The organism is Dysgonomonas sp. 511, assembly GCF_010501105.1.
Classification (GTDB): domain Bacteria; phylum Bacteroidota; class Bacteroidia; order Bacteroidales; family Dysgonomonadaceae; genus Dysgonomonas.
The window spans coordinates 1-15,359 of sequence record NZ_QVMQ01000025.1 but is presented as its reverse complement, the minus strand read 5'-3'; the positions used below and the strand labels follow the sequence as shown (position 1 = coordinate 15,359).

The following is a 15,359-nucleotide window of genomic DNA, read 5'->3' as shown; positions in this document are numbered from 1 at the left end:
TGGTTTGAACGCACAAAGATTGGAGGAGTGGTATCGTCTCTGTTTGTCTGGCTTTCTTGAATGGCCGGAGCGTGAACACGCCGACAAATGGCTGTTGTTTCCCGAGAATATAAGCCCTTACCTAAGTATAGATGAGACTTCTTTGAGTGATGATGAACTCTATACAATCATAACCAACAAAGAAGCAAAAGGCAGGAAAGGTTCTATTGTCGCCATAATACGAGGGATAAAAGCTGAAGATGTCATAGAAGTTTTGCTAAAGATTAAAGACAGATTACGGCGTAAGGTAAAAGAAGTCACTTTGGATATGGCTGCCAATATGGGGGTAATAGTAACTCGTTGTTTTCCAAAAGCCTCGCAGGTAACAGACCGCTTCCATGTTCAAAAGTTAGCCTGTGATGCTCTGCAAGATATGCGGATAGCTTTTCGTTGGAAAGCCATTGAACAGGAAAATAAAGAGATAGCCCTGGCCAAAGAGAATAAGGAATCGTATGTGCCATTGATCCTTGAAAATGGGGAGACACATCGTCAACTTCTTATACGCAGTCGTTATTTATTGTTTAAAAATGAAGACAAATGGACTCCCCGGCAGAGACAAAGAGCTGAAATACTATTTCACTATTATCCGACATTAAAAGTTGCCTATAAACTAACAATACAACTAAAAAGTATCTATCATACCACTAAGGATAAAAAAGTAGCCCTCACCCGTTTAGCGCGTTGGTATAATGCCATTGAGGAGTCAGGCTTTGAACATTTTGGAACGGTAATGCGCTCTGTACAGGCACACTACAAAACAATATTAAACTTCTTTGACAGAAGGGCTACCAATGCTTCGGCTGAATCATTCAATGCCAAGATTAAAGCCTTTAGGTCTGTGCTCAGGGGAGTAAACAATATCCCATACTTCCTGTTTAGACTCAAAAATATTTATGCTTAGCTCCACAACTTTCCGGGGTGAGCCCGGATTTCCCCAAGGCCAAACAATCAAAAAAAGGTGTGCCAAAACATTTGACACACCTTTTTTCGAGCCTCTTGTCGGATTCGAACCAACGACCCCGAGATTACAAATCACGTGCTCTGGCCAACTGAGCTAAAGAGGCAAGTGGGTAAGCTTACTATATCGCGCCGCTACGACCGACTGCCCTTGCTGCGATCAAACCCTGGGGGATTAATCAGGAGCTGGCCGTATAGGACTTACCCGGCACAAAAGTAGATAAATTTTTCTTATCCACAAAATATACAATCAATTTTTTCCTTTGATTTGCTTTTACTACATTTGCATGAAAGTCGCTTGTAGAAACGAACAAACTATATATCAAAGCGTTATAAAACATATATATATTATAAACAAATCACATAAAAAAAGAGAAGAATATGACAGTAGTAGACCGTTTTCTCAAATATGTAAAATTTGACACGGAATCGAATGGAGAAACGGGGGTAACCCCTAGTACCCCGCAACAGATGGTATTTGCCCGCGAACTCGAAAAAGAATTACGCGAAATGGGGTTGGTGGATATAACCCTTGATGAAAAAGCATATCTGATGGCTACCCTTCCGGCAAATACAGACAAGCCTGTGCCGACAATCGGCTTTATATCCCATCTGGATACCAGCCCCGATATGACCGGAAAGAATGTAAATCCTCGTATTGTACAAAACTATGATGGAAAAGATATTCCTCTAAACGATGAATTTACGCTTTCGACAAAGATGTTTCCCGAAATGAAAGACTACAAGGGGCAAGACCTTATTGTTACTGACGGGAATACGTTATTGGGGGCTGATGACAAAGCCGGTATTGCCGAAATAATCACAGCTATAAAATACCTGCAAGACCATCCGGAAATAAAGCACGGGAAGATTCGCATAGCCTTCAATCCCGATGAGGAAATAGGACTTGGAGCGCACCATTTCGATGTCGAGAAATTTGGTTGTGAATGGGCTTATACAATGGATGGAGGTCCTATTGGCGAACTGGAATACGAAAACTTCAATGCCGCCGGAGTAAAGATAAATATACAGGGAACGAATGTGCATCCGGGCTATGCCAAAGACAAGATGGTGAATGCCCTACTTGTTGCTAACAAGCTAATAAGTATGTTGCCGGCTAATGAAAGACCTGAACATACCACCGGTTACGAAGGATTTTTCCACCTTACCAACCTGTCGGGCACTGTAGATGCTGCAACTTTGGGTCTCATTATCCGCGATCATGACCGCGCACGCTTCGAAGCCCGTAAAAAGATGATGCAGGAAATGGTAGACTATATCAATAAACTATACCCCGGCACTACCACATTGGAGATGAAAGACCAATACTACAATATGCGCGAGAAAGTAGAGCCTGTAAAACACATCGTAGACGTTGCTTTCGAAGCCATGGAAGCTGTGGGTGTTACACCTATCGTAAAGCCCATACGAGGAGGTACAGACGGTGCACAACTCTCATTCAAAGGCTTGCCTTGCCCTAATATATTTGCAGGAGGCCATAACTTTCACGGACGTTTCGAGTTTGTACCTGTACAGTCGATGGAAAAAGCCGTAGAGGTAATTGTAAAAATAGCCGAACTTGTAGCCAGTAAATAACCCTAAATAGTTATACTACCAATGAAAAAAACACCATTTACCGATATTCATATCGCTCTCGGTGCAAAGATGCACGAGTTTGCAGGATACAATATGCCTATAGAATATACAGGTATAATAGACGAGCACATGGCTGTATGCAATAGTGTAGGCGTATTCGATGTGTCGCATATGGGCGAAATATGGGCAAAAGGGCCTCGCGCCCTCCCATTCCTCCAACGTATGCTGAGCAATAATCTGGAAACACTGGAGATAGGAAAAGCCCAATACACATGTATTGTAAATGAGCAGGGAGGAATAGTAGACGATATTATTGTTTATCATTACGAACCCGAAAAGTATATGCTTGTTGTAAACGCGTCGAACATCGAAAAAGACTGGAAATGGCTTACTGAACATAATGAGGAAAGAGCCGACCTCGAAAATGCTTCCGACAATATTGCTCAACTAGCAATACAAGGGCCAAAAGCTTTAGCTACACTGCAAAAGCTGACAAAAATAGACCTCACCCAAATCCCTTACTATTCATTTGCTATAGGCAATATCGAAGGGTCGGGACTAGACAATGTCATTATCTCCAACACCGGATATACTGGCGCAGGAGGCTTCGAAATCTATTTTTACCCCCAATATGGAGCAGATATATGGAACGCCCTGTTCGAAGCAGGAAAAGAGTTTGATATAAAACCTATCGGATTGGGAGCCAGAGATACGCTTCGCCTCGAAATGGGATTCTGCCTTTATGGAAACGACCTGAATGATTCAACTTCTCCTATAGAAGCAGGGTTGGGTTGGATTACCAAGTTTACCGAAGGCAAAGATTTTACAGCACGCGCCATCCTCGAAAAACAAAAGAAAGAAGGTGTCGAACGAAAGCTTTGCGGATTCCAGATGTTGGAAAAAGGCATTCCTCGTCACGGATATGATATTGTAAATGCCGAAGACGAAAAGATAGGAGTTGTCACTTCCGGAACAATTTCTCCGACAACTAAAGTCGGTATCGGACTAGGCTATATAAAGCCTGAATATGCTGCTTTAAATACTCCTGTATTTATTAAGGTACGCAACAAGAACCTGAAAGCAGAAATTGTTAAGCCGCCTTTCAGAAGGCTATAATCCGATAAGGGTTCGAACTCACGTTAACTATTACGAGTATTACAGGAATATCCCTGATAACAGAAAAGCGATTGGCAGACTGCCAATCGCTTTTTCTATATAGCCGAAACTATTTCTTAGTCTTTCAACTTCGCTTTCAAGAATTCGCGGTTCAAACGGGCAATATTTGCAATAGATACATTCTTAGGACATTGCATTTCGCAAGCCTGTGTATTGGTACAGTTACCAAAGCCCAGTTCGTCCATCTTGGCAACCATCGCTTTGGCACGGCGAGCAGCTTCAACGCGTCCTTGTGGCAATAGTGCCAATTGGCTCACTTTAGCCGAAACGAAGAGCATAGCCGAACCGTTTTTACATGCAGCCACACATGCGCCGCAACCAATACAAGATGCTGCATCCATAGCCTCATCAGCGTCAGGTTTTGGAATAGGAATAGCATTAGCATCAGGTATACCGCCTGTATTTACGCTAACGTATCCTCCGGCTTGCATAATCTTGTCGAAAGCCGTACGGTCTACCATCAGGTCGCGGATTACAGGGAATCCGTGCGAACGCCAAGGTTCGATAGTGATAGTTTCGCCATCTTTGAATTTACGCATATGCAACTGGCAGGTAGTTACATCCTCATCTGGTCCGTGCGGATGCCCGTTGATATACAGGCTACACATACCACATATACCTTCGCGACAATCGTGGTCGAATACTATTGGTTCTTTACCGTCGTTGATTAGTTTTTCATTCAATATATCAAGCATCTCAAGGAATGAGCTTTCGGTAGAAATGCCATCGAGTTTATATGTCTCATAGGCTCCTTTTTCTTTAGGACCTCTCTGACGCCAAACTTTTAATGTTATATTTATTAGTTTTTCCATTGTTGTTTGTTTTTAGATACAAGATACAAGATACGAGATACAAGTTATTTTTTCATAGAATTAATAAGAGCTGATAACATCTTAATTATTTCAGTAAGAATCATATTTAATGTATTGAACTTATCTCCTGAAAAATAATCTAACTCTTTAGCTATTATCAATTGTGTTTCCAACTCCGATGCCGAACCTAAAGCAATATAAACAAAATGTTCACATTCTTTTTTAGAGCCTCTACCAAAACCTTCTGCAATATTAGAAGGTATAGAAACTGCCGAACGCCTCATTTGAGAAATCAAACCAAATAACTCTTCTTTGGGAAAAGACTTCGTTTCCACATATATCATTTTTACAAGATGTATGCTTTTTTGCCAAACAGTTAAATCTTTATGTGTTCCCATTCTAAAAAACTTGTCTACTCGTCTACTTGTTTACTCGTCAACTGTTTTTACGCTTTATAATTACGTTGTTGTCTTACTACAAACTCGTAGTCAAGAGGTTCCTTAATCAATTCGGGAGCAGTATCTTCGCCTACATATTTCCAGCAAGCTACATAAGAGTAATGCTCGTCGTCGCGCATGGCTTCACCCTCTGGAGTCTGGTATTCTTCACGGAAGTGGCCACCACACGACTCGTTACGGTTCAACCCGTCGTAAGCCATCAGCAATCCTATTTCGATAAAGTCTGCCAAACGAAGGGCTTTCTCAAGCTCGGTGTTCAAGTCGCTGGCTTCGCCCGGTATGCGAACGTTTGACCAAAACTCTTTCTTCACGGCTTTCAGTTCTTCGATAGCTTTTTCGAGCGATTCTTTTGTACGTGCCATACCTACAAAGTCCCACATGATAAGACCAAGTTGCTTGTGGATAGAGTCAACAGAACGGTTTCCTTTGATGCTCATTAGTTTGGCAACTTTTTCTTTCAATGCGTTTTCTGTTTGTGCAAATTCAGGAAGGTCGGTGCTGAAACGTGGCACTGAAATCTGATCCGACAAATAGTTTTGGATTGTGTACGGCAATACGAAATATCCATCTGCCAATCCTTGCATCAATGCCGATGCTCCAAGACGGTTGGCTCCGTGATCCGAGAAGTTGGCTTCGCCAAGGGCAAACAAGCCTTTGATAGAAGTCATCAATTCGTAGTCTACCCAGATACCACCCATTGTGTAGTGGATAGCAGGATAAATCATCATCGGTGTTTCGTATGGATTTTCATCTACGATTTTTTCATACATCTGGAACAGGTTTCCGTATTTAGCTTCTACCACATCCTTGCCCAGACGGTTGATAGCGTCGGCAAAGTCGAGGTAAACAGCCAATCCTGTAGAACCTACGCCAAATCCGGCATCGCATCTCTCCTTCGCTGCACGTGAAGCCACGTCGCGTGGAACAAGGTTACCGAACGCAGGGTAGCGTCTTTCCAGATAATAGTCGCGGTCTTCTTCCGCTATTTGAGTTGGTTTAAGCTTTCCGGCACGGATAGCTTCCGAGTCTTCTTTCTTTTTAGGAACCCAGATACGTCCGTCGTTACGGAGCGATTCCGACATCAATGTCAGTTTCGACTGGAATTCGCCGTGAACAGGAATACAGGTAGGGTGAATCTGAGCAAAACAAGGATTTGCAAAGTAAGCTCCTTTTTTGTAAGCTTGTATCGCTGCCGAACCGTTCGATCCCATAGCGTTGGTAGAAAGGAAGAATGTGTTACCATATCCACCTGTAGCTATAACTACTGCGTGGGCTGCGAAACGCTCAAGTTCGCCGGTAACCAAGTTGCGTGCAATGATACCGCGTGCACGCTCTTCGCCATCCTTATCTTTTACAAGAACCACGTCGAGCATTTCATAACGGGTATAAAGCTTTACGCTTCCTTTATTTACCTGACGGCTTAGGGCTGAATAAGCACCAAGCAAAAGTTGCTGCCCTGTTTGTCCTTTGGCATAGAATGTACGCGATACTTGCGCTCCACCAAACGAACGGTTGTCGAGCAAGCCTCCGTATTCGCGAGCGAAAGGTACGCCCTGGGCTACACATTGGTCGATGATGCTGTTTGCTACTTCGGCCAGACGGTGTACATTAGCTTCGCGTGCGCGGTAGTCACCCCCTTTGATAGTATCATAGAAAAGACGGTAAACCGAGTCGCCGTCGTTTTGATAGTTCTTTGCTGCATTGATACCTCCTTGTGCAGCAATGGAGTGCGCACGGCGCGGAGAATCCTGAATACAGAAGTTAAGCACATTGAAGCCCATCTCGCCGAGAGATGCTGCTGCTGATGCTCCTGCAAGACCTGTACCTACCACGATAACATCGAGGCGGCGTTTGTTGGCAGGGTTCACCAGCTTTTGATGAGCCTTGTAGTTGGTCCACTTTTCAGCCAATGGGCCTTCGGGTATTTTCGAATCTTTTTTTGGATCTAGTATAGTACTCATAATTTGTTTTTCTTTTAATCTTTAACAATTCTAATCAGCCATGCTTAAAACGGGCACATCATATGCCTTGCATAGAAATAGATAGTTACAAATGCAAATGCCAGGCAAACAACAGTGGCTACTATCTGGCTGATTACTTTCCAGCGGTTCATCCATATCAGGTTGTTCCAACCGATGGTTTGTATTGCACTCCAAAAGCCATGAGACAAGTGGAACCACAATGCAACGTACCATACCAGATAAGCTACTACCACCCAAGTTTGGCTGAAATAGTACTTGATAAACTCGGCTCCGTCTTGAGGCGATACTGTAGCCGCGCCGAGTTCTACATGATGATGCCCCATAAGTTCGGCAAACATCATTTTGTACCAGAACTGGCTGAAGTGAAGTACCATGAAACCGATAACGATAACACCGAGTACAAACATGTTTTGCGAAGCCCATTCCACATTTCTTGGACGCACGCTTATTGCGTAACTGTCGCCACCACGCGCTTTGCGGTTTTGGATAGTAAGGATAAGCGCATAGAGGAAGTGGATGCCCACAAGTGCAGCCAACGCTGCCGTACCGGCTACAGCATACCAGTTAGCCCCCAACAACGCACAGATGGTGTTGTAGGCATCTTCCGAGAATACGGCCGTTACGTTCATTGCTGCGTGGAACAGCAAAAACAAGACAAGAGCGATACCTGAGATACTCATTATCAACTTCTTGCCGATAGAAGAATTTAGTAACCAACTCATAAATCAAAATTGTTTTTAGTTATTTAGAATAGTTAATTTGATGATATCTGATTTATAGATAATAACCATGTATTATTGCATTTTTCTATTGCACTGCAAAAGTATATCAAATAAAAGGATTTTCAAAGGAAAAGCAGCCCCTTTTAGGCGAAAAGAGGGAAGAAAAAAGGTTCTTTTTAACTACCCGAAAAAGCAAAGGGCAAACTTTATGTCTACCCTTCTGTTATAATAGGTTTGAATTTTTATTTTGTTATGGGTTGCTGTTGTATATGATCGCCCAGTTGGTGTTATTCAGAATATTATAATAGAGGGGATGTTATCAGGAAAGTTGAAAATATTTACTCATACCACACTACACTGTACAATTCGAAATGCTGAATATGGAACAGTGTATCTCCTATTTGCTCCAGATCCTTGTTCGGCACCAGATAGGCTGTGCGGGGCATCGGGGCGATAGAGTCTACAAAATACTTTTTACGGAAATGTTCCTGTTTAGTCGTATTTTTTGCATCGAGCCCATATGTGCGTGGGTCTATAGGGTTGTAGAACATAACGCCATAGGTAGAAAATGAATCTATTGCCGTAGAGTAAAACCGGTTGTCGACATCCAATTCGAGCATATAGTTAATCGGTTCTTCATAATGTTGCATAAAGCCCATATCATTCCAATAAATCCAGATATTTTCCGGCTGGTGGTATTTAGAATAGTCGTATATAAACCCGCACATGAGAAGGAATATGCCCACCACGGCAGGCAGTAGGGTGCGTGGGTATATTTTTGTAGCGAAGCCCCATCCTTTGGAAAAAAAATATATCAATGGAAACCACAGCATATTCCAGTGATTGACATTAGCCTCAACCAGCAACATAAGAGGCAGGCACGACACAGCCCAGATAATAAACAAGATATCTATGACTGCTAACTGCTTTTCTTTTTTATACCTATAGAAACAATATACTATAAATGGCAACCCCAGCAAATTATAGAACTGCCCCCAGTACTGTAGCGCATTCCATCTCAACCCATCCACTCCCAAGGTCATCATTTTCAAGGCAGCTCTGGCATTATCATATAGATAGCCGCAAAGGCTATCATTGTTGAGAAATGTCGTTTCCGAATGCCTGTCTCTAAGCAACTGGGTGATATGGAAAGGCCCGAACTGAAACCCCTCTCCTCCCCAAAATAAGACATAGCCGAACAGAGCTAATGGCAGTAGGGTGATTGCCATCACTATTGTACAGATTAAGATTTCTTTCAGACTGATTTTCTGCTGTTTGTATAGGTATATCATTATGCCGGTGCAGGCAAAAGGGAGCATCAACCATGCGACTCCATACCCATAGGCAGTAAGAGCGAAGCTGATAAACCCCACCAAAAAGAGAAGCAACCGTTTGCCCCGCGATAAAGCGTGATATCCTAACAGGATACAGCATATACCAATAAGGAACAGGTCGGGAGCGATATTGCAGTCTAATGCCCAACGACTTTTCATTATATGCCACGGGCTAAAGGCAACGAGTGTTATAATAGTGAATACAGATAGTGCTGAAACCTTGATTCGCACAAGGGTATAATAAAAGAATAATACAGAAAAACAACTAATCAACATCATCGGCAGGCGGTGAGCGATGGTCGACAATCCAAACAGTTTGATAAAAGGGACAGAAAGATATGCATACAAAGCTGTTTGGCCTGTACCCCACGATTTCAGGTACACAGGATAGGCTTCAAGATATTGATCTGTACCAAAATTGGCAAAACACCATGCATCATAGGCATTTATCGCCTCATCCATATTCACCCCAAAAGGATAGCCGGGAAATGCCGTGCGCGCAAGTATGCCTACCAGCATTGCAGCCAATGCACCATAAAGCAACTTTCGCTCTTTTGATGCGGTGATTTGCCGGATGCCCTTTAATTGTGTATAATAAAAAAGCAAGACAAAAGCGCCTGCTAACAGGAAAACAATATGATAGGTTGTAAAGTGCATAGGTTGTTTAAATTGAAAACTGCACTGCAAAAGTAATATTATTTTTCAAGGGTTTGTCCTGTTCGTTTTTCATTTCTCACTTATATCCTTATCTTTGCAGCCGAATCACAGGGGTGCCTTAATATAACGGGCTGAGATCATACCCATAAAACCTGATCCGGGTAATGCCGGCGGAGGGAATAGCGGAACGTGCCGGCGCGCAGCACATTATCCACTTTTCGGGAAATTATCTTCACAAGACCCCTTTTTTGTTTAACTTAACATTTATATTAAATGAAAAAGGTTTTAATCTTATTCTTTATTTTATCCTTTACTTCTGTTTATGCACAACAAAAAGCAGACAGTACACGCGTTGTCAGGCTCGAAGAAGTAGTCGTTTCGGCTACACGCGCAAGCGCAGACGCACCTATTGCCTATTCCAACCTGAACGAGAAGGAGATAAAGCAGGAAAATGCAGCTCGCAATATCCCGTTTATCTTGCAAACACTACCATCGGTAGTCGCTTATTCCGAAGGGGGTACAGCGGTTGGCAATACCTCGTTCCGCATCAGGGGAACGGATGCCAACCGTATCAATATCACGCTCAACGGCATGCCGATGAACAATCCCGAAAGTCAGGAGGTGTATTGGGTAAACCTGCCCGACCTATCGAACTCGTTGCAAAGCATGCAGGTGCAGCGCGGAGTAGGCACATCTACCAACGGCACAGCCTCGTTTGGTGCGAGTATTTCCATGCAAACGTTGGGTGGACGGGCAAAGCCTCACGGCGACCTGTCGGTTTCCTATGGGCATTATAATACCCGTATGTTGTCGGCGGCTGTGGGTACGGGAATTTTCAAGAACGGATTGTCGCTCGATGCCCGTTTTTCCCACATCAAAAGCGACGGTTATATCCGCAACGGAAAAGTAGACCATAAAAACATCTATGCCGCCCTTTCGCACTATAGCGACAAGCAGTTAATACGCCTCATTTATATGAACGGCATACAGCATACAGGCATTACATGGGAAGGTGTTTCGCCCGATATGATAGAGAAAAACCGCCGCTATAATCCTGCCGGCGAGTACATCGACGACGAGGGAAATACCAGATATTATGACAATGAGACGGATAATTATTACTCAAATATCGGACAACTTATCTATACCCGTTACCTTACTACTCATCTGACGCTGAACGCCAATCTGAGCTATAACCACGGTTATGGCTACTACGAAAATTACCTGCCTGCATACGAGCAATTTTTCAGCAGCTTCGGACTGCCCGATCAAACAGTAGGCGGCAAGGCCTACGATACATCTGACCTTACACTCCGCAAAATGATGAAAAATAATTTCTATGTAGGCGGGGCGAATGTAGAATACAAGACCTCCCGCCTGGGGCTTACAGCAGGTGCGATGTATAGCTATTACGACGGTTCGCACTATGGGCGCATCTTGTGGGTGAAACATAATGAAAATATTCCCCAAGGCTATCAATGGAACCGCAATACAGCCGACAAGAAAGATATAAATGCTTACCTGAAAGCAGAATATCGTCCGTTGGATGCCCTCTCGCTCTTCGCCGAAGTACAGGAACGTTATATCGACTACCGCATGGCGGGGCTGGATGATGATATGGCAGATCTCAGCAGCAATAACTATTATAACTTTATAAACCCGAAGGGGGGAGCATCGTTCCGTTTTGCCCGGCACAATGAAGTCTATGCTTCGTTTGGCATATCGAACCGCGAACCGTTGCGCGCTGACCTCAAAGAAACAGGCAAGCCCGGCGCAGCACGCTCGATAACTTCCGAACGGCTCTACGATTACGAACTGGGATATAAATACACAAACAGTATAGTGGCATTCAGCACCAACTTGTATTACATGGACTATAAAGATCAGTTGGTGCAAACAGGAAAATTGAATGATTTGGGTTATAAATTACAGGAAAACGTTCCCGACAGTTACCGCATGGGAATGGAGTTTGCGCTGGCTTATACACCCACCTATTGGTTACGCATGGACGGAACACTGACCTTGAGCCGCAACAAGATTAAGAACTATACAGCTTATTTCGATGTATTCGACAACGATGTAGACTGGAACCTGACAGGGCAGGATTCTAAATATTACAAATCTACGGATATCTCATTCTCACCTTCGGGTGTCGCTAGCTTTTCCCTTGCATTTAAACCGATTGAAGGCGAAGATTTTAGCCTCTCATTTATCAATAAGTATATCGGGCGTATGTATTACGACAATACATCGAATCCCGACAACCGCCTGCCGTCTTACTGGATAACCGATATGGCAGCCTCGTACACACTCGATGCAAAGAAAGTAGGGAAATTCGACTTCCAACTGTTTATAAACAATATATTCGGCAAGAAATACAGTTCGAATGCATGGGTATATACCGCCCGCTTCGAAGATGGTACGCCCTATGTAGAAAAAGGGCTTTATCCGCAGGCTGGCGCTAATCTGATGGGGCGAATCAGGTACCGGTTTTGAGTAAACAAGCATTTGTAGCCTAATCCGGCTAAGCGTAATAGTATATAATATAATGTGTCCTTTGCTGTATAACATATTTTGCGGCAAAGGACATATTGTATATTGCAGTCTGTTATAACACAACAGTTACTAACAAATTGCCTAAGTTTAATTGTTTATCCTAAGTTTATTTTATCTTTGTATAGGTTTTATCTATAAGTTGTAATAAGGTCAAGCAATCCCTTAAATTAAACCATAGATTGAACCAATAGAGCGTTAAGTATTTAAATTATTGATAATTAAAAAGAAACACATATGCACAATTGGTTTGAATGCAAGGTGAGCTACGAAAAGCTGATGGAAAACGGAATGCAGAAAAAAGTAACCGAACCCTACCTTGTCGACGCACTTTCTTTCACAGAAGCAGAAGCGCGTATCATCGAAGAAATAAAGCCTTATATATCAGGTGAATTTACAATAGCGGACATCAAACGTGCCAAACTTTCTGAATTGTTTTTCAACGATCTGGGCGACCGCTTCTTCAAAGCAAAAGTGATGTTCGTAACCCTTGATGAAAAAAGTGGTACAGAGAAGCGGACAGCCGTGCAAATGCTGGCTCAGGCTGCCGACATCAAGCAGGCGATGAAAGTTATAGAAAAAGGGATGGAAGGTACACTCGCCGATTATGTGGTGGCTTCGCTTTCGGAATCTCCTATTATGGACGTTTTCCCTTATTCGGAAGATGCCAAAAAGAAAATCATAATAGAATAATCACTGTTATTTATATTTATATAGAAGGAAGTGAATGTCGCAGACAACATACAGCAAATAACTGATACTATTCCCGAAGGGGTAAAGCTGGTAGCCGTATCTAAGTTCCACCCTGCCGGGGTTGTACAACAGGCGTATGATGCAGGGCAGCGTATCTTTGGCGAAAGCCGTATGCAGGAAATAGACAAAAAGCATACGGAATTGCCCGGCGACATCGAATGGCATTTTATAGGGCATTTGCAGACCAATAAGGTTAAATTTATTCTGCCATACACGCACACCATACATAGCATAGACAGTTGGAAGCTGCTGGCGGAAATAGAAAAACAGGCCTCGGCTATCAATAAGCCCGTTTGTTGCCTGCTCGAAATACATATTGCAGCCGAAGATGCAAAATACGGCTTAACTTTCGACGAATGCCGAAAATTCTTAGCCGAAGGCTTATGGAAAGATTGTAAATTTGCCTATATCGGCGGATTGATGGGAATGGCAACCTACACCGAAGACGAAGACCAGATAAGGAAAGAGTTCAGGAGCCTGAAACAGTTTTTCGACGAAGTGAAATCCGGGTTCTTTTCGGAGTATGACAACTTCTCCGAACTTTCGATGGGAATGTCGGGCGATTATAAAATCGCTATCGAAGAAGGCTCTACTATGATAAGGGTAGGCTCGTCTATTTTTGGCGAGCGCGAATATTAACAACTAAGAGCCTGATTAAATTTTAGCGAAAATATTTCTTATAGGTTCTTTAGTATAGTTCTTAGCAACTTTTTTATGCTCTTTTTAGCGTATTTTCCATATTTTACTCTCAGTTTAGCCCGCTAAACCAGCGAGCAAAACACGTAAAATCCATCTAAAAACAGCTATAAAAAAGATTTACTATAAAATTTAAACAGACTCTAAAAAAAATACTGCAGGATATGAATATACAACAGTTGGAATACATAATAGCCGTAGACAACCACCGCCACTTTGCCAAGGCAGCCGAGGCTTCGTTTGTCACTCAGCCCACGCTGAGTATGATGATACAGAAATTGGAAGATGAGCTGGGTGTGAAGATTTTCGACCGTAGCCAACTGCCAGTACAACCAACCGAAATAGGGGTGAAAATAATCAACCAGGCACGTGTGATCATTTCGCAGGTGAAGCAGGTGAAAGACATCATACAGGAAGAAAAAGGCATTGTACAGGGTGTTTTCAAACTGGGTATCATTCCCACCATCGCCCCCTACCTGTTGCCTAAACTGATGAAGATGCACGACGAAAACGGTTTCGACATCGTTTTGGCGATAGAAGAGACTACAACAGGGCAAATTATAGAAAAGTTGCTTAGTGGAGCCCTTGACGGCGCGATTCTTGCCACTCCGCTCAAGAATGATAAGATAACCGAGCATCCGGTCTATTACGAACGGTTTTATGCTTATGTTTCGCCAAAAGAAACTTCTTTATATGCCAAGAAAGAGCTGGAAGAAGACGATATAAATATCAACCGCCTGTGGTTGCTCGAAGAAGTACACTGCTTCCGCGGACAGATACTCAGGCTGTGCAATATGCGCAAGCGCAAGAGTTCGCACACCCTGTTTTCGTATGAGGCGGGAAGCATCAATACTCTGATAAATATTGTAGACAACAACAGCGGTATGACCATCATTCCCGAAATGGCGATAGACGAACTCAGCGAAAAACAACGCCGCAACGTGCGTCCGCTAAAAGGCATGAACCCAGTGCGCGAAATCAGCCTGATTACCCGCCGCGAATTTCTCCGCGAAAGAGTGATAGATATACTGATTTCGGAAATAAAGAAATCGGTACCGAAAGAATTGACCGATACTGGATTGAAAAAATTTGTGGTAGATATTTGATGTGATTGGTTCTATGTCTTGTTTTGAGACTAGGGTAAAATAAATCCCCCTTTTGATAGATGGCTGTCTGTTCTTTGATATATGGGTCGGAAAGTGCTTCAGTGGAAGAAAAAAGTACGCCCTGTGACTTTGGAATGGAATACTTCGTTCAAAAACAAGTTCGACCCATCGGAACAACGGGTTGCAAGGGCAGGGATCTACAGAGGTTTAGAGAGAATGAATGATGATTTTTTTTTTTGCGATTTTTTGCGATTTTATTTAGATATTTGATTATCTTTGCCGAACGTTACGGGGCATTAGCTCATCTGGCTAGAGCGCAACGCTGGCAGTGTTGAGGTGATCGGTTCGAGTCCGATATGCTCCACAGGAAATAAAATCTCCGCATTGGAAAATGTGGGGATTATTATGGCTCACCCCGAAAAGTTGTGGAGCTAGAAAAAAGGGAGTAGTTTTGTTTTATGGAAACAGGCTACGAACTATTATTACCCGAAGGCATATTGACTTATTTTGAAGTAACC

The 15,359-nt window shown here is 43.0% G+C and carries 12 protein-coding genes, 2 tRNA genes and 1 riboswitch; of the genes, 8 read left to right on the top strand and 6 right to left on the bottom strand.

Features of this window, described 5'->3' with window-relative positions:
* Positions 1-940 (top strand): transposase (locus D0T57_RS11720; RefSeq protein ID WP_163273681.1); only part of this gene is annotated, 940 nt, incomplete at its 5' end.
* Positions 941-1,029: 89 nt separating this feature from the next.
* Here the strand turns inward: D0T57_RS11720 and D0T57_RS11715 are convergent.
* A tRNA-Thr gene (locus D0T57_RS11715) sits at positions 1,030-1,103 on the bottom strand.
* Between the two features lie 274 nt (positions 1,104-1,377).
* Between D0T57_RS11715 and pepT the strand changes: the two genes are divergently transcribed.
* Both pepT and gcvT read left to right on the top strand, forming a co-directional pair.
* A complete protein-coding gene (gene pepT / locus D0T57_RS11710) occupies positions 1,378-2,592 on the top strand; it encodes a peptidase T (RefSeq protein WP_163273680.1) in 1,215 nt (404 codons plus the stop codon).
* A 21-nt stretch (positions 2,593-2,613) separates the two neighbouring features.
* On the top strand, positions 2,614-3,708 hold the full coding sequence (gcvT, locus tag D0T57_RS11705; RefSeq protein WP_163273679.1) for a glycine cleavage system aminomethyltransferase GcvT: 1,095 nt from the start codon (positions 2,614-2,616) through the stop codon (positions 3,706-3,708).
* A 116-nt stretch (positions 3,709-3,824) separates the two neighbouring features.
* Here the strand turns inward: gcvT and D0T57_RS11700 are convergent, their stop codons facing one another.
* The 5 genes from D0T57_RS11700 to D0T57_RS11680 all read right to left on the bottom strand — a co-directional run bounded on the left by D0T57_RS11700 (position 3,825) and on the right by D0T57_RS11680 (position 9,733).
* Complete coding sequence (locus tag D0T57_RS11700) at positions 3,825-4,580, bottom strand: succinate dehydrogenase/fumarate reductase iron-sulfur subunit (RefSeq protein WP_163273678.1); 756 nt, start codon at positions 4,578-4,580, stop codon at positions 3,825-3,827.
* A gap of 44 nt (positions 4,581-4,624) precedes the next feature.
* Entirely contained in the window at positions 4,625-4,978 is a 354-nt protein-coding gene (locus D0T57_RS11695) for a four helix bundle protein (RefSeq protein ID WP_163273677.1), read from the bottom strand.
* A 47-nt stretch (positions 4,979-5,025) separates the two neighbouring features.
* Positions 5,026-6,999, bottom strand: coding sequence for a fumarate reductase/succinate dehydrogenase flavoprotein subunit (locus D0T57_RS11690; protein WP_163273676.1), 1,974 nt, complete (start codon positions 6,997-6,999; stop codon positions 5,026-5,028).
* A 44-nt stretch (positions 7,000-7,043) separates the two neighbouring features.
* Positions 7,044-7,742, bottom strand: coding sequence for a succinate dehydrogenase cytochrome b subunit (locus D0T57_RS11685; RefSeq protein WP_163273675.1), 699 nt, complete (start codon positions 7,740-7,742; stop codon positions 7,044-7,046).
* A gap of 338 nt (positions 7,743-8,080) precedes the next feature.
* Positions 8,081-9,733: a hypothetical protein gene (locus D0T57_RS11680; RefSeq protein WP_163273674.1), complete on the bottom strand. Its 1,653-nt coding sequence runs from the start codon at positions 9,731-9,733 to the stop codon at positions 8,081-8,083.
* A 99-nt stretch (positions 9,734-9,832) separates the two neighbouring features.
* A riboswitch (TPP riboswitch) is annotated at positions 9,833-9,929 on the top strand.
* A 77-nt stretch (positions 9,930-10,006) separates the two neighbouring features.
* On the opposite strand from D0T57_RS11680, the gene D0T57_RS11675 reads away from it, so the two are divergent.
* From D0T57_RS11675 to D0T57_RS11655, 5 genes are all read left to right on the top strand, one after another.
* Positions 10,007-12,229: a TonB-dependent receptor gene (locus D0T57_RS11675; protein ID WP_163273673.1), complete on the top strand. Its 2,223-nt coding sequence runs from the start codon at positions 10,007-10,009 to the stop codon at positions 12,227-12,229.
* A gap of 294 nt (positions 12,230-12,523) precedes the next feature.
* Positions 12,524-12,979, top strand: a complete 456-nt coding sequence (locus D0T57_RS11670) for a DUF4494 domain-containing protein (RefSeq protein WP_163273672.1) — start codon at positions 12,524-12,526, stop codon at positions 12,977-12,979.
* A gap of 30 nt (positions 12,980-13,009) precedes the next feature.
* On the top strand, positions 13,010-13,678 hold the full coding sequence (locus D0T57_RS11665) for a YggS family pyridoxal phosphate-dependent enzyme (protein ID WP_163273671.1): 669 nt from the start codon (positions 13,010-13,012) through the stop codon (positions 13,676-13,678).
* Between the two features lie 221 nt (positions 13,679-13,899).
* Positions 13,900-14,841, top strand: a complete 942-nt coding sequence (locus D0T57_RS11660) for a hydrogen peroxide-inducible genes activator (RefSeq protein ID WP_163273670.1) — start codon at positions 13,900-13,902, stop codon at positions 14,839-14,841.
* Positions 14,842-15,131: 290 nt separating this feature from the next.
* Positions 15,132-15,205, top strand: a tRNA-Ala gene (locus D0T57_RS11655).
* The last annotated feature ends 154 nt before the right edge of the window (positions 15,206-15,359 follow it).